Consider the following 25,514-nt stretch of genomic DNA (forward strand, 5'->3'; position numbering starts at 1 on the left):
CCCGGCGATCCCCCGGGGGATCGCCGGGCCCGCGCCCGTGACCATTCCTAGACAGCCAGGGACTTCGGTCCTACTCTTCTCATGTGCCGGGATCCCGCGCCGTCGTCAATGACGCGCGCCCGAGAATCGCCCCGCACCGACCACCCCCTGGAGGCCCCCGTGAGCGAGACCACCTATCAGGCGATCGCCATGATCATCTACTTCGTCGCGATGATCATCATCGGCCTGTGGGCCTACACCCGTACCAACGACATCGATGACTACATGCTCGGCGGGCGCGACCTCAACCCCTTCGTCGCCGCCCTGTCGGCGGGCGCGGCGGACATGTCCGGCTGGCTCCTCATGGGCCTGCCCGGCGCCCTGTACGCCTCGGGCTTCGTGGAGGCCTGGATCGCCGTCGGCCTGACCATCGGCGCCTGGGTCAACTGGAAGGTGACCGCGCCGCGGCTGCGCGCCTACACGGAGGTCGCCGGGGACGCCATCACGATCCCGAGCTTCCTGGACAACCGCCTGCACGACCCCAGGCGCCTGCTGCGCTGGGCCTCCGGGCTCATCATCCTCATCTTCTTCACCCTGTACGTCTCCTCCGGCATGGTGGCCGGAGGCGTCTTCTTCCAGTCCTCCTTCGGAATGGACTACCGGCTCGGCATGACGCTCGTCGCCGCGATCACCGTGCTCTACACGCTCGTGGGAGGCTTCCTCGCGGTGTCCTGGACGGACCTCGTCCAGGGCCTCATGATGGTCGCCGCGCTGCTCGCCGTGCCCATCGCGGGGATCGCGCGCGCCGGAGGCGCCTCCCGATTGGCCGACCGGGTCAGCGAGGTCGATCCCGGCTACTGGGACCTGTGGGGGCCCTCGGTGTCCACCATTGGCATCATCTCAGCGCTGGCCTGGGGCCTGGGCTACTTCGGCCAGCCCCACATCATCGTGCGCTTCATGGCGATCCGCACCCCGCGCGAGGCCATCCAGGGCCGGCGCATCGGGACCGGCTGGATGCTCTTCGCCGTGGCCGGCGCCGCCGGCACCGCCGTGGTCGGCGTGGCCGAGTACGGGCGCGACCCCTCGCGCCTGGCGGACCCGGAGGCCGTCTTCATCGAACTCGGCCAGCTCATGTTCCACCCGCTCGTCGCCGGCTTCATGCTCGCCGCGATCCTGGCGGCCATCATGTCCACGGTCTCCTCCCAACTGCTCGTCACCTCCTCGGCCCTCGTGGAGGACCTCTACCGGGTGCTGCGCAGGACCCCTCCGGCGGGCGGGCACCTCATCATCATGTCGCGCAGCGCGGTGCTCGTCGTCGCCCTCGTCGCGGCGGTGATGGCCTGGGAGCAGAACGACACGATCCTCGCCCTCGTCGCCTTCGCCTGGGCCGGCTTCGGGGCCTCCTTCGGCCCGACCGTCCTGCTGAGCCTCTATTGGCGCGGCCTGACCTCCGTCGGAGCCGTGGCTGGCATGGCCGCGGGCGCCCTCATGGTCATCATCTGGGGCAACGTCGACGGCGGCCCCGGCGGGATCTTCGACCTGTACGAGATCGTCCCCGGCTTCCTGGTGAATCTCGCCGTGGCCTGGGGCATCTCCCGCCTGGGCACCCCGCCCCCCGACGTCGACGAGGAGTTCTCCCGCGCCGTCGCCGCCTCCCGTGGCTGAGGTGCCCCGCCTGCCCGAGGCGTCGGGCGCGCCCGGCTCCGGCGCCAGCGCGCGCAGCGCCGGGGGCCCAGGCACTCTTCCGGGCGTCGTGGGCGCAGTGGGCATGGACCTCGTCCACGTGCCGGGCCTGGCTCACCAGTTGACGATCCCCGGGACCGTTTTCGCCGAGCGGGCCTTCACCGCTCGTGAGCTGCGTGAGGCCCAGCGCCGTGCCGATCGCGCCGGTGCGCTGGTCGCCGAGCCCCTGGCCGTCAGGTGGGCCGCCAAGGAGTCCTTCATCAAGGCCTGGAGCCAGGCGCTCGTCGCCAGGGCCCGGGAGGACCGGGAAAGCGGCGGTGCCGCGCCGGTCATCGCCCCGGAGTCCGTGGACTGGCGCGAGATCGAGCTCGTCTCCGATCGCTGGGGGCGCCCGTCCCTGAACCTGACCGGCGCCATCGCCGATGCCGTCGAGTCGAGCCTCGGGGCCGGGGCGGCGTCCCCGGGGCACTGGCCGGTCTCCCTGACCCATGACGGGGACTGGGCCGCCGCCATCGTCCTGTGGGCCGGAGCCTGATCACCCGATCCGCGCCTGCCGGGACGGTACCGTCTCCGGGCGGAAGCCGATAACTTTTAGGCCGGAGGGCAAGACACTGTCGGAGAGGAGACCACGATGACGAAGCGCGCGCTCATCATCGTTGACGTGCAGAACACCTTCTGCGAGGGCGGCAACCTGGCCGTCGCGGGAGGCACCGCCGTCGCCGGGCGCATCGCTGCCTGGCTCGCCGGCGGGGCCGGGGCCCACTACGCCGTGATCGTCACCACTCAGGACTGGCACATCCAGCCAGGCGACCACTTCTCCGCCTCCCCGGACTTCGTGGGCACCTGGCCCGTTCATGGCGCCGCAGGCACTGATGATGCCGCTCTGCGCCCCGAGATCACCTCCGCCGCCCCTGGCGCCACCGCCTTCTACAAGGGCCAGTACTCGGCGGCCTACTCGGGTTTCGAGGGTCTCGACGCGCCGACGTCCGGGACCTACCTCGACCCGTGGCTGCGCGAGCGCGGCATCGGCGCGGTCGACGTCGTCGGGCTCGCCCTCGACTACTGCGTGCGCGCCACCGCCCTCCAAGCGGCGGCCCTGGGCTACACCACCCGGGTGCTCACCGATCTGACGGCGCCCGTCAGCGAGCGCAGCGCACCGACGGTCCTTGCCGAGCTAGCCGTCGCCGGTGTGGAGGCTCTGGACTCAGGCAGAGCGGATCTCTGAGGCCACCCGCTTGCCCCGCCGGGCCAGGCTCTCGGCGCGGACCACGGGCCAGAGCTCGGAGAGCAGCATCGCCGCCAGCACCAGCCCGCCGCCGGCCAGGAGCCGCCAGGTCATGGGCTCCTGACCGGCGAGGATCGCGAACAGCGAGGCGAAAACCGGCTCGAAGGTCATCACCACCACTGCCCGGGTCGCGCTCATCCGCGCCTGCGCCCAGGTCTGGAGGAGGAGGGCCAGCAGGCCCGAGGCCAGCGCCATCCACAGCAGCGGGCCCCACACGCCCCGCACCATTGGCACGCGAACCCCTCCCGGCAGCGCCGCCGGCCACAGGACGGCGCAGATTCCGAGCATCTGCAGCGCGGTCAGGCTCAGGGGGTCCTGCCCCTGGACGAGGGAGCCCAGGAGCACGATATGCAACGCGTAGAGGAACGCTGAGGCCAGGAGCAGTGGGATGCCCGCGCCCACGGCGAGGCCGTCGAGGCTCAGCGCGCTGACTCCGCCGAGCGCCAGGACGGCCGCCACCCATGTCGCCCGGGACACGCGTGCGCCCAGAAGCACCAGCGCGAGCATCGGCGTGATGACCACGTACAGGGCGGTGACGAATCCCGCCGTCGAGGCCGGCGTGTAGCGCAGCCCCACCGTCTGGGCGATCTGCGCCAGCCCGTAGACCGTGCCCACGCCGATCCCCGTGAGCGCCCGCCCCCGGTTCAGCGCGCGCAGGCGCCGCCAGGACAGCGCGCAGGCCACGCCTCCCGCGATCGCGAAGCGCACCGCCAGGAAGTCCGCCGCCCCCACGAGGCCGAGGGCGTCCTTGAGCATGAAAAAGGTCGATCCCCAGATCGCAGTGACCAGGAGCAGGGAGGCCGTGGGGAGGAGTGCTGGTCCGACCGCGCGGAACGACGGCGTCGCAGCACTGCGCGGCATGACGACCTCCGGGGCGAGATGGGAGAAGGAACAGCTTACTCCTCCCGATAGTAGATCCGACACCACGCACTCACCGGTCCGGCGGTGTCTCGGCGCGCCCGGCCGACCTCGTCATGGGACCAATGCGCACATGGTGCGCCTCCACCGCGCCGTTGGGCCGCGTGGGCCTCCTCGGGGTAGAGTCGCCTCAGCAACGTGCTCCGGGGTCGGTGGAAATCCGAGCCGGCGGTGAGAGTCCGCGACCCGAGCCCTCCGCTCGCCGGGCGGATCGGCTCGGCTGAGCCGGTGGGATTCCGGCACCGACGGTGAGAGTCCGGATGGGAGGAAGCACGGGGCGGCCGCGTGGGCCGGATCGGCCACGCGCAGGAGCTACCAGCGCCGGCCGCCACGGGCGCCGCTGGCCCGCCACCCCGGAGAGCGCCCCTGGGGCCACCCGGGGGAGAGCCCGGAGGAGGACCGACGTGCCAGGCGGCAGCAGCCCCAGCGCCACGAGCGCAGAACGACCCTCGTGGCGCGGCAGGCGACGGAGTGACGAGCACCGCGGGCCCCTGCCCGCGCTCCTGGTGGGCGCCGTCGTCCTGCTGCTCTGGCTCGCCTTATCCCGCAGCGGCGCCATCCCGCAGATCCTCCTGCCGGCCCCGCTGCGCGTCCTGGAGCGCCTGTGGATGGCCACCACGAAAGCCGGCTTGCTCGACTACGCCTGGGTGACGCTCCGCGAGGCGGTCCTGGGCTGCGCCGGCGCGGCCGCCTTCGCGATCCCCCTGGCCTGGATGCTGCACCACTGGGAGCTCTTCCGCCGCGCGGTGCTGCCTTACGTGGCGGCCAGCCAGGCGGTTCCCGCGATCGCCATCGCCCCCCTGCTCGTCCTGTGGATCGGCTACGGCACCGTGCCGATCGTCGTCCTGTGCGCCTTCGTGGTCTTCTTCCCGATCACCGTCGCCATCCTGCTGGGCCTGCGCGGGCTGGACACCGACGTGCTCGACGCTGCCCGCCTCGACGGCGCGCACGGCTGGACGATGATCATCCATATGGAGGCGCCCATGGTCCTGCCGGCGATCCTCGCCGGCGTGCGCACGGCCTTCACCCTGTCCATCACCGGCGCCGTCATCGGCGAGATGGTCATGGGTGGCGACGGCATGGGACAGCTGCTGTCCATCCAGCGCGACGCCGTCGACACCACCGGCCTGTTCGCCACCATCACCCTGCTGTGCGCCATGGCCACCACCGTCCACTGGCTGCTGCTGGCTGCCGAGCACCGCAGCCGGACCGTCGCCGCCCTGCGCGGGCGGCGCGCCACCTGACCGCCCCTGACCGCCTCTGAGCGCCGACCCGACCGAACCGCCCCGCGACCCGCGCAGCCCAAGGAGAATACCGTGACCAGCCAGCCCTCCCGCCCCCGCCTCACCCGCAGGGGCCTCATCGCCTCAGCCCTGGCCCTGACCGGGGGCGGCGCCCTGGCCGCCTGCTCGTCCGGCACCGCCTCCCAGGTCCTCAGATCCGGCGGCGCGGCGACGGGCGGAGCGCTGACCATCGGCTTGACCTACACGCCGAACATCCAGTTCGCGCCCTTCTACATGGCCCTGACCAATAAGGATTACGAGTCGTCCGTCGAGCTGCGCCACCACGGCGGCTCCGAGGGGCTCTTCGACGCGCTGCTGGCCGGCACCGAGCAGATGGTCATCGCCGGGGCCGACGAGGCGGTGGTCGCGGCCTCCAACGACTCGCCGCTGGTGGTCATCGGCGGTTACTACCAGCGCTACCCGGGATGCGTCATCGCCCGCGAGGACTCCGCCGTCGCCTCGCTCGCCGACCTCGAGGGCCGGGTCGTGGGTCTGCCCGGGCGCACGGGGGAGAACTGGTACGCCCTCCAGGTGGCGATGCGGAGCGCGGGATTGAGCGAGTCCGACCTGACGATCCTCGAGATCGGCTTCACCCAGCAGGCCGCCCTCGCCCAGCCCAAGCCCGACACGGGGGACGCCTCGAGGCCCGACGCGATCATCGGCTTCTCCAACAACGACGCCGTCGGCCTCAAGGAGTCAGGGGTGGCCGTGCGCACTATCCCCGTCGGTGATGACATCCCCCTCATCGGTGCCTCCCTGGTCACCACGCGGGCAGTCCTGGAAGCGCGCCGCGCCGAGCTCGACGCCGCCGTCATGGCCTCCTCGCGCGGCATGGCCGCCTTCGTGACCGACCCCGACGCCGCAGTGGCCGCGACCCGCCAGTACGTGCCCGACCTGGTGGACGACGCCCAGGCCGCGCGGGCCCGCGCCGTCGCCGTGGCCACGGCCGAGCTCATCGCCCCTCGGGGCTCCGACACCACCATCGGGGCACTCGAGCAGGCCAAGGCGGCCACCATGATCGATTTCCTGGGCGGTCAGGGCATCCTCGGCTCGACGGCGGTCACCGCCGACGTCGTCTGCCAGCCGCTGCTCGCCGCCTGACGGGCGGGCGACGGATCCAGCCCTTGGGCGGACTGGAGATTCAGCGCGCGCCCCGAGGGCCGGGATGGCTCAGAGGGACTCAGAGGGAGCCGGACGCGGCTGTCAGAGGCGGCAGGCCAGGAGCTCGGAGACGAGGATCGCGCGGGCGCCCACCTCGTAGAGCTCATCCATGAGGCGGTTCATATCCGCGCGCGGCACCATGGAGCGCACCGCCACCCAGTCCGGGTTCTGCAGCGGGGACACCGTGGGGGACTGGATGCCCGGTGTGATCTCGGTGGCCAGGTGCAGGCGGTTCATGGGCACGTCGTAGTCCATGAGCACGTAGGAGCGCGCCCGCATGACGCCCTCCAGGCGCCGCACAAGAGTGGCCAGCCCCGGCTCACCGGCAAAAGCCTCGGTGGTGATGAGCACCGCCTCGCTGGCGAGGATCGGCTCGCCGAAGACCTCCAGCCCGGCGGCGCGCAGGGTGGTGCCGGTTTCGACGACATCGGCGATGAGGTCGGCGACGCCGAGCCGCACGGAGGACTCCACGGCGCCGTCGAGGTGGACGGTGGCGGCCTCGATGCCCCGCTCGGCGAGGAATGCGCGCACGAGCACGTCGTAGGAGGTCGCGATGCGTTTGCCCGCGATATCGGTGAGATCGCTCATGGCGCCGACCGGGGCGGCGAACCGGAAGGTGGAGCGGGCGAAGCCGAGGGGCAGGTGCTCAGTGGCCTCGACGCCGGAGTCCAGGAGGAGGTCGCGGCCGGTGATACCGGCATGGACCGTGCCCTGGCCGACGTACACGGCGATGTCGCGGGGGCGCAGGAAGAAGAATTCGACGTCGTTGGCCTCATCGAGGAGGACCAGCTCGCGCCCGGTGCGGCGCGCGCGGTAGCCTGCCTCCCTCAGCAGTGAGATCGCGGGGTCGGACAGGGAGCCCTTGTTGGGGACTGCGATGCGCAGCATGGTGATGGTCCTCCGGCTCACAGGTACTTGTAGACGTCGTCGAGCGTGTAGCCCTTGGCGATCATCATGACCTGGGCATGGTAGAGCAGCTGGGACAGCTCCTCGCAGGCTGCCTCATCGGACTCGTGCTCGCAGGCCATCCAGGCCTCCGCGGCCTCCTCCACAAGCTTCTTGCCGATGAAGTGGACGCCGCGGTCGAGCTCGGCTACGGTGCCCGAGCCCTCGGGCCGCGTGGCGGCCCGTTCCTGCAACTGCGCGAAAAGGTCCTCGAAGCGTGTCATGGCGTCAGGCTAGTCCACGCCGGCGCGCATCCCCGCACCGGTCTCACCGGCGCAAGGGGCCCGCAGACCGGTGGCTGGGGGAGCGGCCCGGGCTCTGCCGTGCCGGGCGGCCCGCCCTAGTGGGTGACGAGGGCCGCCGCGTGCCTGCCCGCTGCGGCCGCGGCGATGAAGGCGGCCTCATCGGCGTCCAGGCGCCGTCCCATGGTGGACAGGCGGATGCCGGTGGCTGCTTCCATGGCCTCCAGCGCCTCGCGCAGTCCCTCGGCTGGCGCCTCGACGAGCCGGTGCCGCTCGCCCTGCTCGCGCTCCGCGCAGGCAGAGGCCGCTTGCTCGCGGGTCCGGGCCCAGAAGCCCTCCATGCCGGCGGGGTCGGGCGCGCCCACCGGCACGACTACGTCGGCGCCGGCCAGGGCGACCCGCCCGTAGGCGGTCATCGAGTGATGGGAGACCCCCAGATGTCGGGGCCGGGCGTCCGCCTGGGACACGCGTAGGCAGGCCACCGGACGCCCGCCGAGGGCGGCGGCCGCGTTGATGGCCTCCCCGCAGGCCACCCCTGAGAAGCCCCAGGGGGTGTCCGTGCCCAGGTTCCCCGGGCCCTGGATGACGACGATGACCTCCGCGCCCAGCACATGGAGGGCCGCGAGCAGGGCGTTGTGAACGGAGACCGCCTCGAGGTCTCCGCCCCAGGCCTGCCCGGCGGTGACCGTGCCGGCCAGCCATCCGGCGTCGACGAGCGCGCAGACCGCCCGCGAGTAGGGCAGGGGCAGCGCCCCGCCGTCGGTCATGACATAGACGACCCGTGGGCCGGGGCCAGGAGCGGTGCCGGGGGAACGCAGGCCCGCGAGGATCGCCGGCAGGCTGGAGTGGAGGTCCGCGACGACGACGGGCGCGCCGTCCAGTCCCAGCTCGCCGATGGGCGCGGCCAGAACGTGGTGGTGCTCCGTGTCCTGCTCGTCGACGCCGGTGACCATGACCTGGTCCGGCATGTAGCGGGCCTTGACGAGGTGCCCACCGGGCGCCGGGTCGGCGGGGAGGGCGTCGAGACGCGCCGTGACCATTGCGTGCCCGCCAGTGCCCAGGCGCCGTGCCAGCGCGGAGACCTCCAGGCGGACGCGCTCTCCGGGCTCCGGCAGGCCACCGAGAGCCTCATAGGCGACCGCCCGGCAGGACTCGCCCGCCACGAGCGCGGCGGCGCCCTCGGGGGCGGCGATGATCCGTGCCTCGAGTTCGGCGCAGCGTCGGCCCGGTGCGCCCCAGGCCTGCCGCAGGGCGGCGATCTCGGCATCGCGCAGCATCATGATGGCAGCGTAGCGGCGACTGGGATTCTTCGAGGCGGGTTGCCGGTCGGCGGCGGTGGGGCCCTCCGCTGGGGGAGTGCTGGTTCCGGATTCCCGCGTCCGCTAGTCGCCCGCCACGAAGGAGCGGACACAGGCGGCTGCCTCGTGAGGCGCCTCCGACAGGATCAGGTGCGTGGTGCCGGGGAAGTCGTCGGCCAATGCGAAGCCGCCGGTGACGTGCGCACGTATGTAATCGGTGTTCACCGTCGAGTACAGTGGGATCTCGGGCATCAGGTACAGAAAAGGAACGTCAATCCGCTTCATCGCCGGGCGCTGGTCGGTGCGGAACAGCGAGTACCACAAGCCGGCGAAGGTGAGCGGGTCGAGCGACTCGCGCATCGCCTCGATGGCGGCTTCCTCCTGGTCGGCCGGCAGGTTCCGCAGCTTCGGGTTCATGAGGTTCTTGGCGATGTACCACGAACCGTAGCCGCTGTCGTCGAACATATGGTCGAGATCGCGGTGGAAGTCCTCGTCGGTCCACTCCCCTCTGCCGATGCCGCCCCTCCAACCGTCATTGCGCAAGTACGGCGACATGTCGGCCGCGACGATGCGCCGTAGACGCCCCGTCCCGTACTGGGCCACGTAACTGAAGATGGCTGCCGCCCCCATGGAATGGCCGATGGCCGTGACGCTGTCCAGGCGGAGCTGCTCAATGACGTCGGCCAGGTCCTGCCCGAGAGTACGCACGTTCAGGTGCATGCGGGCGCGGTCGGAGTCGGCGTGCCCGCGCTGGTCGTAGAAGACCACGCGATGGTCCTGATTCAGATCGTCGATGAAGTCGGCTAGGTCGTAGTGGGAAGAGCCCAGGCCGTGGATCACCAGGAGCGTCTCCTCCTTCGCCCGCCGTGATTCCTTGGCGGGCAGGTCCTCATAGTAAAGACCGGTGCCGTCCTGCGTGATGATGTGCGCCATGTTCTTCCTCTCGGGTATCGGGATTCAAGGGTGCTATTCACGGGACCGAGGGCACGGCCGTGCCGTTGCTGAGGGAATCAGCCGCCGGGCAGGGGATCGGCCTGCTGTTCTAGACCAATCCTGCGGAGGCGACCGATGCGGCATGATTATACGCCTGGGTCACCGGCCCTTCACGGTCCGCGATGCGGTTGGGGCTTGATCTCCTTTGGTCGTGGGGCGGTGCGGTGGGGGTGTTGCGCGGACCCGGTGAGCTGATGCGCGGGTGCTCTTGGTTCCGGTGGGGCCGGCCGCGGTGCGGGGCCGATGCCCCGGCCCCAGATGAACCGGCTGCGGGCTCCGGCGCCAGGTGGCGAATATACTATACGCCCAGGCCAAGCAGCCTCCGGCGCTCAGAGCTCGATCTGGTGGTCGTGGGCCTACGCTTGGAGGCATGCCCACGACCGCCATCCCCGCCGAGGAACGGCAGATCAACCTCCTGCTCGCCCTGCGCGCCACCCGAACGGGCCTGACCGCCGCGCAGATCATCCGGGACGTGTCCGGCTACGACCATGCCGGCGGCGCCACCGCGACCCGCATGTTCGAGCGGGATAAGGACGCCCTGCGCGAGCTCGGCATCGTCATCCTCACCGAGGGCCCCGCCGACGCCGTCCGCTACCGTATCGACGACGCCGACTACGCCCTGCCCGCCATCCACCTCGACTCCGCCCAGGCCGGCGCCATCGCCCTGGCCGCCTCCTCCTGGTCCGACGGCGCTCTGCCCGTTGCCGCCCGCCGGGCGCTCACCAAACTGCGCGCCGTCGCCGAGACGGTCAGCAGCGCCTTGCCGGACCTCACCGTCGACCTCGCCGGCCACGAGATCCCCCTGACGCTGCTGACCGCCATCGAGGAGCGCCGCGCCGTCGCCTTCGACTACGCCTCCTCCTCACCCGGCAGCTCCGGGGCCACGCGGACCCGTCGGGTCGAGCCCCACCGGATCATCCGTCTCGAGGGCGCCTGGTACCTCGACGCCAGGGACCAGGACGCCGGCCAGCCCCGCAGATTCCGTCTTGCGCGCATCCTCGGCTCCATCACCCCCATCGGCCCCGCGGGCGCCTTCGAACCACCGCCCCCCACCTCCCCCGAGCCCAGGACCGCGCGGCTCGCCGTCATGCCCGGGAGGGCTCTCGGCCTGCGGGCCCGAGCACAAGATGCTCCGCCTGACGACGCGCCCGGCGAGCAGTGGCGGGGGCGCGATATCATCCGCGTCCCCTACGCCGATCCCTTCAGCTTCGCAGGCGCCCTGGCCGCGCTCGGCGACGCCGTCGTCGTCCTCGGACCCGCCGACCTGCGCGAGGCCGTCCTCGCGCACCTGCGCGGCGCGGCCCGACTCACGGCCGATGCCGTGACCGAGAAGGAGGACTGACATGGCCCGCACACCCGCCGCCGCACGCCTCGTCCGCCTCCTCGCCCTGCCCGCATGGGTCGCGCAGAACGACGGCGCCACCATCGCCGAGGCCGCCGCCCATTTCGAGGTCGACGAGGACACGATCCGCCGCGATGTGGGCACCCTGTGGCTCTCCGGCCTGCCCGGCGGCCTGCACGACGACCTCGTCGACTTCTCCGCGACCGCCTGGGAGGTGGGCCGTCTCAGCCTCAGCCAGGCCCACGGCCTCGACCGCCCCGTGCGCCTCTCCCACGAGGAGGCCGTCTCCCTCCTCCTGTCCCTGAGGGTCCTGCGCGGCGTTCTCGGCGCCGACGCCGGGGCCGCCACCGCTCTGGGCGGCGCCGAGAGGGCGCTGGCCTCCCTGCTCGGCCCAGCGGCGCCCCCGCCCGATGACAACGCCCCCGACACGCCCGAGGCTCCCAACGAGCCGGATTCTCCCGGCGAGCCCGGTCCTGCCGGTCCCGACTCGGAGGCGGACCCCACCACGATCCTCGCCCAGGTGCGTCGCGCCCTCGACGAGGGGCGCAGACTCCACCTCTCCTACGTCTCGGCCACCGACGTCCCCTCCGAGCGCGACGTCGACCCCATCGCCCTGCACTCCGACGGCTCCACGCTCACCCTGACCGCCTGGTGCCTGACCGCCAGGGCCGAGCGGAGCTTCCGCTTCGATCGCATCCTGGCCGCAAGCGCCCTCGACACCCCGGGCGCCACCCACCGGAGGCGCCGCAGCCCTCAGGGACGCGACGCCGGGCATGATCGGGGCGCGATCGAGGCCCCCACGGCGGAGCTCATCCTCGAGCCCTCAGGTCGCTGGCTCATCGAGCAGCTGCCGCGCACCCGCGCCGAGATCCTCGACGACGGGGCCATCCGCGCCGTCGTCGAGGGGCGGGACTGGGACTGGCTGCGCGGCCTCGTCCTGTCCGCCGGGCGTCACCTGCGCTCCGTCGCCCCCGCGCACCTGGCCCGGAGCGCGAGCGAGGCCGCCCTCGCCGCGCTCGATGCTTACGCCGACGGTGGAAACCCCTCGGCCTGAGCGAAGCGGTGAGCGGGGCTTCCACCCGGGCCCGCTACACTCGGGGGCGATCACATCGCGCATCGTCAAACGGAAGCAGGAATCATCATGGGAGCCTTCAAGCCCTGGCACTGGATCGTGCTGCTCATCGTCATCCTCCTCGTCTTCGGGGCCGGCAAGCTGCCCGAGATCGCCTCGAGCCTCGGCCAGTCGATGAAGGTGTTCAAGAAGGAGGTCAAGGAGCTCCGCGAGGACGACGCCCCCGCGCAGATCCAGCAGCCCCAGCAGGGCACCTACTACACCCAGCCCACCCAGCCGGGCCAGGCCGCTCCCCAGCAGAACGCCGAGGGCGCCAACCAGCAGTAGAGCCCGACGCCCCGGAGCCCACCCACGGATCCGCCCGGATCAACGCCGCAACAGCGGCCAGACACACCCGCCGTCGCAGGAAGCAGCTCATGGTCACCGTGCCCAAGGCCTCCAAGGCCCGCCGCAAGGACAACCCCGAGGCGCGCATGTCCATCGGGGATCACCTGCGCGAGCTGCGCAACCGCATCGTCATCTCGGTGATCGCGATCGTCGTCGGCTCGATCGTGGGCTACTTCGTCTACGACTCCGCCTTCGCCCTCATCACGCGTCCCATCTCGCAGGCGAACGCCAAGGGCGCCAACCTGTCGCTCAACTTCGGCACGGTGCTGTCCTCCTTCGACATCCGCCTGCGCGTATCCATCTGGCTCGGCCTCATCCTCTCCTCGCCCATGTGGATCTACCAGTTCTGGGCGTTCGTCGGCCCGGGCCTGACGCGCAAGGAGAAGCGCTACGCCTGGCTGTACTGCGGCATCGGCGCCCTACTGTTCCTGGCCGGTATCGCCCTGGGCATCTGGATCCTCCCGCACGCCATCGCCATCCTCACCGGCTTCATCCCGGCCGGAGCGACCACCGGGTTCATCGATGCCAGCCCCTACCTCTCCTTCGTCACACGGATCATCCTGGTCTTCGGCCTCACCTTCCTGCTTCCCGAGGTTCTCGTGGCGATCAATCAGTTGGGACTCGTCAAGGGCCGCACCCTCCTGCGCGGCTGGCGGTGGGCCGTGGTGGGCATTGTGGCGCTCATGGCCGTGGCCAACCCCCTGCCGGACCCCTGGTCCATGATCTTCATGTCCATCCCGATCATCGGCCTGTACTTCGGCGCCTGCGGTATCGCCATCCGCCACGACAAGCGCCTCGCCAAGCGCCGCGCGGCCCTCGATGCCGAGCTCGACGCCGCCCTGGCCCGCCCCTCACGATCCGCGATCGAGGCCGGGCCGGAATCGGCCTCCTGAGCCGCGCGCCCGATGCCGATGACTCGGTCCCGCTGCTCGGACACCCCCGCCTCGCCCGCGGAGCGATACGCCGCCGACCGCCGCCGCCAGGCCGCCTCTCGCACCGAGCTCGCGGCCTTCGCCTCCGGGCTCGGCTTCGAGCTCGACGACTTCCAGGTCGCCGGCTGCCAGGCGCTCGAGCGCGATGAGGGCGTCCTCATCGCCGCCCCGACCGGCGCCGGCAAAACCGTCGTCGGGGAGTTCGCCGTCCACCTGGGACTGGCCAAGGGCCTCAAGACCTTCTACACCACGCCCATCAAGGCCCTGTCCAACCAGAAGTACCTCGACCTGACGCGCCGCCACGGCGCCGAGCGCGTCGGCCTGCTCACCGGCGACACCTCGATCAACCCCCACGCCGACGTCATCGTCATGACCACCGAGGTCCTGCGCAACATGCTCTACTCGGGCTCACGGGACCTCGACCGCCTCGGCTACGTCGTCATGGACGAGGTCCACTACCTCGCCGACCGCTTTCGCGGCCCCGTATGGGAGGAGGTCATCATCCACCTCGCCCCCGAGGTGCGGGTGGTGTCCCTGTCCGCCACCGTCTCCAACGCGGAGGAGTTCGGGCAGTGGCTCGGCGAGGTGCGGGGTAGCACCACCGTCGTCGTCTCCGAGCACCGGCCCGTCCCGCTCACCCAGCACATGATCGTGGGTCGCAGGCTCCTGCCCCTGTACTCCTACAGCGAGGCCGCCCCGGGCGACGTCCGAGGCGATGACGGCGCCCCATCGTCGGAGCCCGCTCCGCCCCTCAACCCCGATCTCGTCAAGGCGGTGCGCGCCGCCCAGCGGGCCGCTGCGGCCGAGGGCGCCGCCTCGAAGAGCCGCGGCGGGGACGGCCCCCAGCCCTGGAAGCGCGGCGGCCGGGCCCCTCGGCGCGGCGCGGGGGGCGCCAGGCTGGAGCGCCTCCGCCCGCCCTCGCGCCTGACCGTCATCAGTGCCCTCGAGACGGCCGACCTCCTGCCCGCGATCGTCTTCGTGTTCTCCCGGGCGGGCTGCGAGGCAGCCGTCAGCCAGGCGATGGCCGGGGGAGTGGACCTGACTACTCGGGAGGAGGCCGAGCGCATCCGGGAGGTCATCGACCGCCGCACGGCCGGCATCCCCGCCACGGACCGGGGCGCCCTCGGCTTCCACTCATGGGCCTCGGCGCTGGAGCGAGGCGTGTCCGCGCACCACGCGGGCCTGCTCCCGGTGTTCAAGGAGACCGTTGAAGAGCTCTTCAGCGCCGGCCTCGTCAAGGTCGTCTACGCCACCGAGACCCTGGCACTCGGCATCAACATGCCCGCGCGCACGGTCGTCCTGGAATCGCTGCGCAAGTGGAACGGCTCCGCGCATGTCACCCTCAGCCCCGGCGAGTACACGCAGCTCACCGGCCGCGCGGGGCGTCGCGGCATCGACACCGAGGGCCACGCGATCGTCCTGGCCGCCGACGACGTCGAGCCCTCCCTCGTCTCCTCACTGGCCTCCCGGCGCACCTACCCGCTCGTCTCCGCCTTCCGACCCACCTACAACATGGCGGTCAACCTGCTGGGCCGCACGAGCCGCGAGCGGGCACGGGAGATCCTGGAATCCTCCTTCGCCCAGTTCCAGGCCGACCGGGGCGTCGTCGAGCTCGCCGCGCAGGCCCGCCGCAAGCGCCACGGTCTGGAGGAGCTCGAGGCCCGGATGACCTGCCATCTCGGGGACTTCCGCGAGTACGCCGCCCTGCGCCAGGAGATCGCCGAAGCGGAAGCGGACCTGTCCTCCGAGCGCCGCTCAGCCCGGCGCGTCGAGGCAGGGCGATCCATGGCCTCGCTGCGTCGCGGCGACGTCGTCGTCTACCGCAAGGGGCGGCGCTCCCGGCACGCGGTGGTGCTCTCCGGCGGGGAGGACCGCTCCGGGGCCCCGGCGCTGACCGTCCTGGGGGAGGACGGGCGCGTGGTCACTCTCAGCCCGGACACCTTGCCCGACGGCGTCATGAGGCTCGGCTTTCTGCGCGTGGCCAGCAGTGCGGATATGCGCCGCCGTGAGCACCGTGACCGGCTCGTCGGGCGCCTCATCGACACCATCCGCTCAGGCACGCTCTCCGAGGCGCCCGCGCGCAAGCGCCGCCGCACCAGCCCCGCCCAGCGGCGCGGAGAGGCGGACGGCCGCGCCCAGGCGACCACCGCCGAGCGCATTGAGGACCTGCGGCGGCGCTTGCACACCCATCCGTGTCACGGCTGCCCGGACCGCGAGGAGCACGCCCGCGTGGGGCGCAAGTGGGCCAAGGCCCGCGCCGAGGCCGCCCGGATCATGTCCCGCATCGAGACCCGCACCGGCACGATCGCCCGGCTCTTCGACGCCGTCTGCGAGGTCCTCCTGCAACTGGGCTACCTCGAGCCCGCCGATGAGAGGTGCCCTGAGGGCGAGCTGCGGGTCACGAGCGCCGGGCGCCTCCTCGCCCGCGTCTACGCCGAGAGGGACCTCCTCATCACCGAGTGCCTGCGCTCCGGGCTCTGGGACGCCCTGGGGCCGGCCGATCTCGCCGGGGCGGTCTCTGCCTGCGTGTACGAGCCGCGCCTGAGCGCGCAGTCCCTGGGCCTGCCCGTCTCCCCGGGCAGCAGGCTGGGGCAAGTCCTGCGCGGGGAGCTGCGGGTCTCCCAGTCGATCAACGACCTGGAGGGCCTGGGGCGCATCGCCCACTCACCGGGCGCCGAGCCGGCCCTGGCCGGGGCCGTCGCCGCCTGGGCGCGGGGAGCCGAGCTGGCCGAGGTCCTCGACGCCACCGATATGACCGCCGGGGACTTCGTGCGCTGGGCCAAGCAGCTCCTCGACCTCCTGAGCCAGCTCGCCGGGCTCGTCCCCGAGCCGGGCGCGGACCCGCGCGACGCGGAGGCTCTCACCGCGCTGGCGCTCACCGCCGCCGAGGCGAGCCTCGACGTCGGCAGGGGGGTGGTCGCGTGGTCCGGGGTGTGAGTACCGGCGCCGGCCCGGGCCGGGGAGAGCGCCTCGCCCGCTCGCTGCGGGGGATGATCCTGCCCACTGCCTGGGCGACCGTCTCGGGCCTGGCCCTCGCCTCCGCCTTCGCCCCGCTGGACTGGTGGTGGGCGGCGGCGATGGGCGTGGCCGGGCTCGGCGTCATTGCGCGCGGGCGGACGTGGGGGAGGAGCGCCTGGCTCGGCTTCGTCGTCGGACTGGCCTTCTTCGCCCCCCTTCTCCACTTCACGGTGCCCGCCATGGGCAACGCCCTGGGCTGGGTGGCGCTGACGATCACCGAGGCCTCCTACCTCGCGCTGCTCGGCGCCGCCTGGTCCTGGGTGAGCAGGCTCGGGCCGCTCGACGACGGGCACGGAGAGGACGGCGGGACCATCTGGCGCGGCACCGCCGCCCGGGTGGCCGCCCTCGCAGCACTGTGGGCCGCCGTCGAGGAACTGAGGTCCTCCTGGCCCTGGGGAGGCTTCCCCTTCGGGCGCCTCGCCTTCGCCATGGCCGACTCTCCACTCCTGCCCCTGGCCTCCATCGGAGGCGTCACCGGGCTCGGCCTGCTCGTCGCGCTTATCGGCGCCCTCCTGGCCGAGGCCGCCCGCGCCCTGCGCCACGGCGCCGGCCTGAGGGCGCTGACCGCCCTCATCGCCGCGGGGGCCGCCGCCGTCGCGCCGCTGGCCATCCACATGCCCTCCCAGGCCGAGTCCGGCGCCCTGCGGCTGGCCGCCGTCCAGGGCAGCGTCGCCGACGCGCAGGACTCCTACGCCCGCGCCCTGGAGGTCACCGGCAGGCACGCCGATGAGACCACCCGCCTCGCGGGCGAGATCGCCCCGGAGGCCGTCGACGCCGTCGTCTGGCCGGAGAACGCCGCCGACCTCGACCCGCGCGACCACTACGCGTCCGCGCGGCGCATCGACCGGGCCGCCCGGGCCATCGGCGCCCCGATCCTCGTCGGAGCGGTCAAGTACGAGGACGACGCGCGCTACAACGACCTCCTCCTGTGGTCCCCGATCACGGGAGCGGGCCCGTACTACCGCAAGCACCGTCCCGTGCCCTTCGCCGAGTACGTTCCCCTGCGCTCCTGGATCAGGAGGCTGACCACTCAGGTGGACCGCATCGGCGTCGACATGCTCCCCGGGACCGGCCCGACCACACTCGCCGTGCCATCGGCCTCCCAGGGGCGGGACGTGCCACTGGCCATCGGCATCTGCTTCGAGGTCGCCTACGACGATCTCCTGCGCGACGGCGTGCAGCGGGGAGGCGAGGCGATCATGATCCCCACGAACAACGCCAATTTCATCGGCACCTCGGAGATCGGCCAGCAGATCGCCCAGGGCCGGGTGCAGGCCGTCGCCCACGGCCGCGCCGTCCTCCAGGTCTCCACCACCGGCACCACCGCCGTCATCAGCCCGCGGGGTGTCATCGAGCAGGAGCTCCCCGACAATGAGCAGTCCTCGCTCGTAGCGGAGCTTCCGCTGCGGACTACGCTGACCATCGCCGACCGGCTGGGATACTGGCCCGCGCGTCTGGCGCTGATCGCTGGGGCGCTGCTCGCTATCACCGGTATGGTGTCCGCTGGACGACGGCACTGGGCCGCTCACGCCCCGCGTGGCGGATACCGGAAGCGACATCGCGCGTCAGGCTCGGTGCCCGGCACCGGGCGGTCATCGACCATACGGAGGAAGCGGACATGAAAGCACTCGTCGTCACCCCCACCTACAACGAGATCGAGTCATTGCCCGTGGCCCTGGACCGGGTGCGCGAGCACGCCCCGGCCGTCGACATCCTCGTCGTGGACGACAACTCCCCGGACGGCACCGGCGACCTCGCCGATGGTCGCGCCGCCGCGGACGAGCAGATCCACGTCCTGCACCGTACCGAGAAGAACGGCCTCGGCCCCGCCTACCTCGCCGGGTTCTCCTGGGGACTGGGCGCCGGCTACGAGCTGCTCGTCGAGATGGACGCCGATGGCTCCCACCGCGCCGAGGACCTCGCCCTGCTCATCCAGCGCGCCGAGATGGCCGATGCCCCGGACCTCGTCATCGGCTCGCGCTGGGTGGCCGGGGGAGCCACCGAGGGGTGGGACGCCAAGCGCGTGGCCCTGTCCCGCGCGGGCAACCTCTACATCAACGCCATGCTCGGCCTGCGCGTCAAGGACGCCACCGCCGGCTTCCGGGTCTACCGGGCCGACTTGCTGCGCCGCATGGACCTATCGGCGATCGAAGCCCTCGGCTACGGCTTCCAGGTCAATATGACCAAGCTTGTCGACGAGGCTGGCGGGCGCATCGTCGAGATGCCCATCACCTTCCTGGAGCGCGAGGCCGGCCAATCCAAGCTCAGCGGCGGTATCTTCACCGAGGAGCTCGCCCTCGTGACCCGCTGGGGCGCCGCCAAGCGGGGCGCGCAGCTCACCGGTCTCGTCTCCTCCGCCGCCAAGCGCCTGCAGGGAAAGTAACACCAGTTGTGCGAGCGCCGACCGATCATTCCAGGATGGCGCTGGAGCACCAATCCCCGTGATTTAAGAACTGTGGCGAGATGAAGTATAGTTGACGCCTTTAAAATTGCTCAAATTTATAACTTGACCTCTTTCGATCCTCTGGGTATGTTCGATGCGGATGGCAAGGTCGCCTTCCCTTTGGAGGAGATGTTGAAGTGCCCACTCTCAGTGATCTCATCCAACCCGACGCCATTCAGCTCCAGATCCAGGCCAGTGACTGGCGAGCAGCGGTCTCTGCCGCGGGGAGTGCGCTTGTTGGCGCTGGCGCCTGCGGACCCAGTTACGCCCAGGCCATGCTGAAAACCGTGGAGGAGCACGGCCCGTATATCGTTATCGCTCCGGGCTTCGCTCTGCCCCATGCCCGGCCCGACGATTCAGTGACTCGCACAGCGATGTCGGTCGTGCGACTAGCCGAGCCCATTGCCTTCGGCAACGAGGACAATGACCCTGTGCGGCTGGTGATGGGGCTTGTGGCTGTCGATGACGATGCACACCGCGGCGCCCTGGTTGAACTTGCTGGACTGCTGGCCGATCCGCGGCGACGTGACCAGTTGATGGCCGCCGACACCCCGGAGGCGGTCCTTGGCGCGCTCGGGCCTGCAGAGCCTGAAGATCCTGCTCCTGCGCGAGCTCCAACTGTTTCCCCTGCCGCCTCTAGCGCGGTGGTGCCAGCCGACGCCGTGGCCTCTAAAGGCCTGGTCCTCACGGTGTGCGGCAACGGGCTGGGCACCAGCCTGTTTCTCAAGAACACCTTGGAGAAGGTCCTGGAGCAGTGGGGCTGGGCGCCCTACCTAAAGGTGGAGGCCACTGATACTATCTCCGCTAAAGGGCGCGCCAAGGAGGCCGATGTTGTCATGACCTCCGCTGCTATTGCTCAGACCTTGGGTGATCTTGGGGTTCCCGTTGAGGTCATTACTGATTTTACGTCCACCTCGGAGATCGACGCGGCGCTGCGTCGAATCTATGCTGTCTAAAATTAAGGGGGGAAATGTCTGTCGTCCTTGCTGTTGCGCAGTTCCTGGTCAACGAGATCCTCAGCGTCCCAGCCTTCCTTATCGGCTTGATCACTGCTTCCGGGTTGATTGCGCTGCGGCGCGGCACTGGGCAGGTGCTCGGCGGCGCGATCAAGGCGGTTCTGGGCTTCCTGCTGGTCAGTGCGGGTGCCGGGCTGGTCGCTACGTCACTTGCGCCGCTGGGAACCATGATCCAGGGTGCGCTAGGCGCCCATGGGGTAGTTCCCACTAATGAGGCGATCGCCGGCATCGCGCAGGAGATGTACGGCGCTCAGGTGTCCTGGGTTATGATCTTAGGTTTTGTTGTCGCCCTGCTGTTGGCCCGCTTCACCCCGCTGCGCTACGTATTCCTCACCGGGCACCACCTGCTATTCATGGCCACACTTATTACTATCGTCATGGCCTCGGCCGGGATGAAGTCCCCCGTGGTGGTGGGTTTAGGGGCGCTGCTTCTAGGGGTCCTCATGGTGTCACTACCTGCGCTGGTACATCCATGGACCCGGCGGGTGACGGGTGACGACTCCATCGCCATCGGGCACTTTGGCACCCTGGGGTATCTGGCCGCCGGCATGACTGGGCGTCTAGTCGACCCTAAGGGTCGTTCTCGCTCCACCGAGGACCTCAAAGTCCCGGAATCACTGCGCTTCCTGCGTGACTCGATGGTGGCGACCGCCCTATCGATGGTGCTGATGTACCTGGTGCTCGCTGTGGTTTACCTGGTGCAGCGGGGATCGGCCACCGCATTCACCGCCTTCTCAGTCGAAGCGACAAATGTCGGAAACTACCTCATGCAGGCCGTCACTCAAGGTCTCCAGTTCGGTATCGCCGTCGCTGTCATCCTGTTCGGAGTCCGCACCATCCTTGGTGAGCTTGTTCCCGCCTTCCAGGGTATCGCCAAGGCCGTTGTGCCCGGGGCTATCCCCGCGCTGGACGCGCCGATCGTCTTCCCTTACGCGCAAAATGCTGTGCTCATCGGCTTCATCGCTTCATTCTTGGGCGGACTGGTCGGCTTGCTGCTGTTGGGAACCTGGCTGGGGCCCGCGTTCGGTTTGCCTCTGGTCTTGCCGGGTTTGGTTCCACATTTTTTCACCGGCGGCGCGGCTGGCGTCTATGGCAATGCCGCCGGTGGTCGCCGCGGCGCTATAGCGGGGGCATTCATCAACGGCCTGATGGTCACCTTCCTGCCGGCATTTCTCCTGGGCGTGCTCGGCAGTCTAGCGTCAGCCAACACCACATTCGGTGACACTGACTTCGGGTGGTTCGGGCTGCTAATTGGCTACGGAGCAAAACTCGGGGACGCTGCGGGGAGTATCGTGCTGCTGGCTATCGGACTGGCTATCTTCCTCGCTGCCATCGTAGTTCAGCGACGTCTGGTTGATCGCGGTTGGGATCCAGCCCCCGCACGGGAGCGCGTCTCTGAGGATCCGGGAGAGCCGGCCCATTCAGCATCGGCCACCTCACCGGGGCGAGGCTATCCGCGCGTGCTGCCACCAGCCGGAGCACCCGCGCCCCCGGCGGCGCTTGAGGCCAGTTGAGGTGACGGGCGTCGTCGCACGCGCCGGGCAGAGGGCTGGGCGATCGCAGTGCGCGGCTAGTGGCGAGACCTGGAGCGGGTGACGGGAATCGAACTCGCGCTGTCAGCTGGGGAATCGGTGATAGGCGCACTTACGACAGGCGCGGCTGGGTCGGCTCCTCATGGGAGCCTCCCGGCCGCGCCTGGTCTCTTCGGGGCCTTGCTTTGAGGACGCTCAGAAGCGCTCGCGATAGATCTCGCCGGTGCGCAGCATCTCCAGGCGCTCGTCGAGGAGGACCTTCAGCTCGTCCATCTCCCGGCGCTCCAGGAGCATGTCCCAGTGCGTGCGGGGGGCCTTCTTGGGCTCATCGGACTCCGGCTCGTCCTCCTCGCCGCGGCGCACCGCGGGAAGACCGCACTCGGGGCACTCCCAGGTCTGGGGGACCTCCGCCTCCATCGCCATGGGGACCACCGTGACATGCGCCTCGGGGCACTCGTAGGTGATCTCCTGCCGCTGGACGAACTCGACGCCCTCCTCGGACTCCATCGACTTCGCTCCGATGGTCATGCCTCGCAGTGCGCGGTCTGCCATGCCTGTGCCTCCTGGGTGCGGTGAATCGGGGCGCCGTCCCGCCCGATCACCGCGCGGGTGAGGGGCCAAGGGGCGGCCGACGCCGTGAACCTCAACACGGGGAGGGCCGGGAGTGTTCCCGGACCGCGTCGGGCCGCCCACATCATAGCGTTCGCGGGCGCGCGGCCCCTTCACGTGAGATGCTGCGGTCATACCCTGAACGAATGGCTGGAGGAGGCCCTGATGTCCGACGCCATGACAGCCCCGCAGTCCGTGGTGCGCGGATCGCGGGCGCGCCTGAGGCTCTGGCCCGGGCGCCGCGCCGAGCCACTGGGCCTGTGCCTCGTGGTCCCCGGCCTCGGCTACACGGCTTCCATGCCGCTGCTGTTCTGGCCGGCGACCGCCTTGACCGAGGCCGGGTGGGCGGTGGTGGCCCTGGAATGGGACGAGCCGCCGAGCAGCCTGGAGGAGCTGGAGAGCCAGGCCCACTGGACGCGATCCGCGTCCAAGCGCATGACCGGCCGGGAGTCGCCGATGCTGATCGTCGGCAAGTCCTTGGGCACTCGACTGGCACCCTGGGCGGAGCGTGAGGCGATCCCTGCGGCCTGGCTCACCCCCGTGCTCGACGACGAGGCGGTCCTCACCACCCTCGAGCTCGGCAAGGCGCCCGCGCTCGTCGCCGGCGGGACCGCGGATCCGGTGTGGCGCGGTGGTCCCCGCCCCCGGATGGACCTGGAGGTCCTGGAGTTCCCCCAGGCGGATCACTCCCTGCTCATCGCGGGTGACTGGCAGCGCTCCATGCGGATCCAGAACCGCATCACCTCGCGCGTCCTCGACCTGGCCGCCAGGGTCGTCGCGCGGGGCTAGCGGCCATCACCGCAGTAGTCGGCCAGGTGGCGGCCGGTCAGGGTGGCGCGGGAGGCCACGAGATCGGCCGGTGGCCCCTCGAAGACGACACGGCCGCCATCGTGCCCCGCGCCGGGGCCCATATCGATGATCCAGTCGGCATGAGCCATGACGGCCTGGTGATGCTCGATGACGACGACAGTCCGCCCCGCTTCGACGAGCCGGTCGAGCAGCCCCAGCATCGCCTCCACATCGGCCGGGTGCAAACCGACGGTCGGCTCGTCCAGCACGATGACGTCCCCCTCCTGGCCCAGGTGGACGGCGAGCTTGAGGCGCTGGCGCTCCCCGCCGGAGAGCGTGCTGAGCGCCTGCCCGAGCCTCACGTAATCCAGGCCGCAATCCGCCAGCCGGTCCAGGATCCGCTGCGCCGCGGGCAGATGAGCCTCGCCGTCGCCGAAGAACTCCCGCGCAGCGCCGACGCTCAGGTCCAGGACATCCGCGATCGACAGGCCGCCGAGGGTGAAGGCCAGGACCTCCTCGTTGAAGCGCCTCCCAGCGCACGCCTCGCAGCGCGACTCGACGGTCTCCATGAATCCCAACTGCGTCTCGATGATCCCCGAGCCGCCGCACACGGGGCAGGCTCCCTCAGAGTTCGCCGAGAAGTGCGCCGGCTTGGCCCCCGCCGCCTTGTTCTCCTTGGCGAAGGCCTTGCGGATGGGATCGAGGAGCCCGGTGAAGGTCGCGGGGTTGGAGCGGCGCGAGCCCCTGATGGGGGACTGGTCGAGGGTGACGACGCCGTCCATGGGGGACAGGTGGCCGTGGACGAGGCTGGACTTGCCCGAGCCGGCCACGCCCGTCACCACGGTGAGCACGCCGCGCGGGATATCCACATCCACGCCGCGCAGGTTGTTCGTTCTGGCACCGCGAATCTCAATAGTGCCGGCGCCCCGGCGCGGGGAGTCCTTGAGCCGCGCCCGGTCGGCCAGGTGGCGGCCGGTGAGGGTGCCGGAGCGCCGCAGTCCGTCAACCGGGCCCTCGAAGCAGACACGCCCGCCGGCATCGCCCGCGCCGGGACCGAGGTCGACGACGTGGTCGGCGATGGCGATCGTCTCGGGCTCGTGCTCGACGACGAGCACCGTGTTGCCCTTATCCCTCAGGTCCTCCAGCAGAGCGTTCATCCGGTGGATGTCATGCGGGTGGAGCCCGATGCTGGGCTCGTCGAAGACATAGGTGACGTCGGTGAGGGCCGAGCCGAGGTGGCGCACGAGCTTGGTGCGCTGGGCCTCGCCGCCCGAGAGCGTGGAGGCGGGCCGGTCCAGGGACAAGTATCCCAGGCCGATGCCGACGAAGGCATCCAGGCTCTCGCGCAGCGATGCGAGCAGGGCAGCGGCGCCTGTCAGGCCGTCAATGCGGGGCAGTGGCGCTGGGTTCGAGGCACCGCCGTCGTCGGCTCCCGTGGCGGCGCGCTCGAGGCGGGCGACCCAGTCGGCGAGGTCGGAGATCTGCATGGCGCAGGCGTCGGCGATGGATCGGCCGTCGATGAGGCAGGTCCGGGCGGGCTCGGCCAGGCGCGTTCCGTCGCAATCCGGGCAGATCCCGAACACGACGGCGCGCTCGACGAAGGCCCGAATATGCGGCTGCAGGGCCTCTGGCTCCTTGGAGAGCATGGACTTGCGGATCCTGGGCACCAGGCCCTCGTAGGTGATGTTGACCCGACCGACTTCGATCCTGGTCGGTTCCTTGTAGAGGAAGTCGTCGAGCTGTTTCGGCGTGAAGGTGGAGATCGGCTTGTCGGCGGGGTAGAAACCGGACTCGGCGAAGGCCCGCGCGGACCATCCGCCAGCGGTGTAGCCGGGGACGGTGATGGCGCCGTCGTTCAATGAGCGAGTTCCGTCGTAGAGCTCGGACAACCTTATGTCAGAAATGCGTCCGAGGCCCTCGCAGCGCGGGCACATCCCGCCGATGACGCTGAAGTGCTTGCGCTCGACGACCTTGCGCCCACCGCGCTGGGTCGTAACCGCGCCGCCGCCGGTCACGGAGGGCACGTTGAAGGCGAAGGCCTGGGGGCCACCGATATGGGGAGCGCCGAGGCGCGCGTACAGGACGCGGAGCATCGCGCCGACGTCGCTGGCGGTACCCAGCGTGGAGCGCGGGTTGGAGCCCATGCGCTCCTGGTCGACGATGATCGCGGGGGTCAGTCCCTCTAAGCGGTCGACGTCGGGGCGCGCGGCAGATGGCATGAAGCCCTGGATGAAGGCCGGGTAGGTCTCGTTGATGAGCCTGCGCGACTCAGCGGCGATCGTGGACAACACGAGCGAGGACTTGCCCGAGCCCGAGACGCCCGTGAACACCGTCAGGCGCCGCTTGGGGATCGTCAGGCTGATGCCGTCGAGGTTGTTCTCGCGCGCGCCGATGACGACGATCGCGTCGTGGTGGTCCGGCGACTCGTGCGCGGGTACTGGCGCCGCGTGGCCGTCGGGCTGGTTCTCGCTCCGCATTCCGCCGATCATGCCAGAAGCCGGGAGTGCACCGGCGCTCGCGAGGCGATGGCCGGCGCGGTCATGAAGGAAGCCGATGGGCGCAGCCCTGTCCATTATCCACCGATAAT

General features: G+C 70.7%; 22 protein-coding genes and 1 riboswitch. Of the genes, 15 read left to right on the top strand and 7 right to left on the bottom strand.

Translation table 11 applies throughout. The features are described 5' to 3' along the window. Positions 1-159 precede the first annotated feature (159 nt). From putP to B1H50_RS04600, 3 genes are all read left to right on the top strand, one after another. A complete protein-coding gene (gene putP / locus B1H50_RS04590) occupies positions 160-1,644 on the top strand; it encodes a sodium/proline symporter PutP (RefSeq protein ID WP_080462793.1) in 1,485 nt (494 codons plus the stop codon). Positions 1,645-1,747: 103 nt separating this feature from the next. Further along, complete coding sequence (locus B1H50_RS04595; RefSeq protein ID WP_095532488.1) at positions 1,748-2,197, top strand: holo-ACP synthase; 450 nt, start codon at positions 1,748-1,750, stop codon at positions 2,195-2,197. Between the two features lie 96 nt (positions 2,198-2,293). After that, positions 2,294-2,887, top strand: a complete 594-nt coding sequence (locus B1H50_RS04600; RefSeq protein ID WP_080462615.1) for an isochorismatase family protein — start codon at positions 2,294-2,296, stop codon at positions 2,885-2,887. Here the strand turns inward: B1H50_RS04600 and B1H50_RS04605 are convergent. After that, on the bottom strand, positions 2,867-3,808 hold the full coding sequence (locus B1H50_RS04605) for a DMT family transporter (RefSeq protein ID WP_080462616.1): 942 nt from the start codon (positions 3,806-3,808) through the stop codon (positions 2,867-2,869). The two genes, B1H50_RS04600 and B1H50_RS04605, sit on opposite strands and share 21 nt — an antisense overlap. A 192-nt stretch (positions 3,809-4,000) precedes the next feature. Then, positions 4,001-4,142: riboswitch (FMN riboswitch) on the top strand. A gap of 127 nt (positions 4,143-4,269) precedes the next feature. On the opposite strand from B1H50_RS04605, the gene B1H50_RS04610 reads away from it, so the two are divergent. Beyond that, positions 4,270-5,109, top strand: coding sequence for an ABC transporter permease (locus B1H50_RS04610; RefSeq protein ID WP_080462617.1), 840 nt, complete (start codon positions 4,270-4,272; stop codon positions 5,107-5,109). A gap of 72 nt (positions 5,110-5,181) precedes the next feature. Further along, positions 5,182-6,249, top strand: coding sequence for an ABC transporter substrate-binding protein (locus B1H50_RS04615; protein WP_080462618.1), 1,068 nt, complete (start codon positions 5,182-5,184; stop codon positions 6,247-6,249). A 102-nt stretch (positions 6,250-6,351) separates the two neighbouring features. On the opposite strand, the gene hisG is transcribed toward B1H50_RS04615, so the two are convergent. From hisG to B1H50_RS04635, 4 genes are all read right to left on the bottom strand, one after another. After that, entirely contained in the window at positions 6,352-7,197 is an 846-nt protein-coding gene (gene hisG / locus B1H50_RS04620) for an ATP phosphoribosyltransferase (protein ID WP_080462619.1), read from the bottom strand. Positions 7,198-7,214: 17 nt separating this feature from the next. After that, the gene (locus B1H50_RS04625; protein ID WP_080462620.1) at positions 7,215-7,478 is read right to left on the bottom strand and encodes a phosphoribosyl-ATP diphosphatase; all 264 of its coding nucleotides are present in this window, start codon (positions 7,476-7,478) and stop codon (positions 7,215-7,217) included. A 116-nt stretch (positions 7,479-7,594) separates the two neighbouring features. Next, positions 7,595-8,776 carry a DUF3866 family protein gene (locus B1H50_RS04630; protein ID WP_080462621.1) on the bottom strand — a complete coding sequence of 394 codons (1,182 nt, stop codon included), beginning with the start codon at positions 8,774-8,776 and terminating at the stop codon, positions 7,595-7,597. 102 nt (positions 8,777-8,878) lie between these two features. Then, complete coding sequence (locus B1H50_RS04635; RefSeq protein ID WP_080462622.1) at positions 8,879-9,727, bottom strand: alpha/beta fold hydrolase; 849 nt, start codon at positions 9,725-9,727, stop codon at positions 8,879-8,881. Positions 9,728-10,157: 430 nt separating this feature from the next. Here B1H50_RS04635 and B1H50_RS04640 point away from each other — a divergent pair, with 430 nt between their 5' ends. The 9 genes from B1H50_RS04640 to B1H50_RS04680 all read left to right on the top strand — a co-directional run bounded on the left by B1H50_RS04640 (position 10,158) and on the right by B1H50_RS04680 (position 21,511). Beyond that, the gene (locus tag B1H50_RS04640) at positions 10,158-11,129 is read left to right on the top strand and encodes a helix-turn-helix transcriptional regulator (protein WP_080462623.1); all 972 of its coding nucleotides are present in this window, start codon (positions 10,158-10,160) and stop codon (positions 11,127-11,129) included. Position 11,130: 1 nt separating this feature from the next. Then, the gene (locus tag B1H50_RS04645; RefSeq protein WP_080462624.1) at positions 11,131-12,183 is read left to right on the top strand and encodes a helix-turn-helix transcriptional regulator; all 1,053 of its coding nucleotides are present in this window, start codon (positions 11,131-11,133) and stop codon (positions 12,181-12,183) included. Between the two features lie 87 nt (positions 12,184-12,270). After that, positions 12,271-12,528 (top strand): Sec-independent protein translocase subunit TatA, encoded by a 258-nt coding sequence (gene tatA / locus B1H50_RS04650; RefSeq protein WP_080462625.1) that lies wholly within the window; start codon positions 12,271-12,273, stop codon positions 12,526-12,528. An 89-nt stretch (positions 12,529-12,617) separates the two neighbouring features. Next, positions 12,618-13,481, top strand: a complete 864-nt coding sequence (gene tatC, locus B1H50_RS04655) for a twin-arginine translocase subunit TatC (RefSeq protein ID WP_080462626.1) — start codon at positions 12,618-12,620, stop codon at positions 13,479-13,481. A 12-nt stretch (positions 13,482-13,493) separates the two neighbouring features. Continuing rightward, positions 13,494-16,457: a DEAD/DEAH box helicase gene (locus tag B1H50_RS04660; RefSeq protein WP_373284818.1), complete on the top strand. Its 2,964-nt coding sequence runs from the start codon at positions 13,494-13,496 to the stop codon at positions 16,455-16,457. Next, entirely contained in the window at positions 16,454-18,160 is a 1,707-nt protein-coding gene (lnt, locus tag B1H50_RS04665; protein ID WP_308421831.1) for an apolipoprotein N-acyltransferase, read from the top strand. The genes B1H50_RS04660 and lnt overlap by 4 nt, the downstream gene beginning before the upstream one ends. Continuing rightward, a complete protein-coding gene (locus B1H50_RS04670) occupies positions 18,157-18,921 on the top strand; it encodes a polyprenol monophosphomannose synthase (protein ID WP_080462628.1) in 765 nt (254 codons plus the stop codon). Before lnt ends, B1H50_RS04670 begins: the two co-directional genes overlap by 4 nt. A gap of 197 nt (positions 18,922-19,118) precedes the next feature. After that, entirely contained in the window at positions 19,119-19,937 is an 819-nt protein-coding gene (locus B1H50_RS04675; RefSeq protein WP_080462629.1) for a PTS sugar transporter subunit IIA, read from the top strand. A 14-nt stretch (positions 19,938-19,951) separates the two neighbouring features. Further along, positions 19,952-21,511, top strand: a complete 1,560-nt coding sequence (locus B1H50_RS04680; protein ID WP_080462630.1) for a PTS ascorbate transporter subunit IIC — start codon at positions 19,952-19,954, stop codon at positions 21,509-21,511. A 213-nt stretch (positions 21,512-21,724) separates the two neighbouring features. On the opposite strand, the gene B1H50_RS04685 is transcribed toward B1H50_RS04680, so the two are convergent. Continuing rightward, complete coding sequence (locus B1H50_RS04685; protein WP_080462631.1) at positions 21,725-22,081, bottom strand: RNA polymerase-binding protein RbpA; 357 nt, start codon at positions 22,079-22,081, stop codon at positions 21,725-21,727. Positions 22,082-22,303: 222 nt separating this feature from the next. Here B1H50_RS04685 and B1H50_RS04690 point away from each other — a divergent pair, with 222 nt between their 5' ends. Next, entirely contained in the window at positions 22,304-22,927 is a 624-nt protein-coding gene (locus B1H50_RS04690; protein ID WP_080462632.1) for a hypothetical protein, read from the top strand. Here the strand turns inward: B1H50_RS04690 and B1H50_RS04695 are convergent. Continuing rightward, positions 22,924-25,404, bottom strand: coding sequence for an ATP-binding cassette domain-containing protein (locus B1H50_RS04695; RefSeq protein ID WP_080462633.1), 2,481 nt, complete (start codon positions 25,402-25,404; stop codon positions 22,924-22,926). The two genes, B1H50_RS04690 and B1H50_RS04695, sit on opposite strands and share 4 nt — an antisense overlap. Positions 25,405-25,514 lie beyond the last annotated feature (110 nt).

This window comes from Actinomyces gaoshouyii (assembly GCF_002072175.1).
Lineage (GTDB): Bacteria > Actinomycetota > Actinomycetes > Actinomycetales > Actinomycetaceae > Actinomyces > Actinomyces gaoshouyii.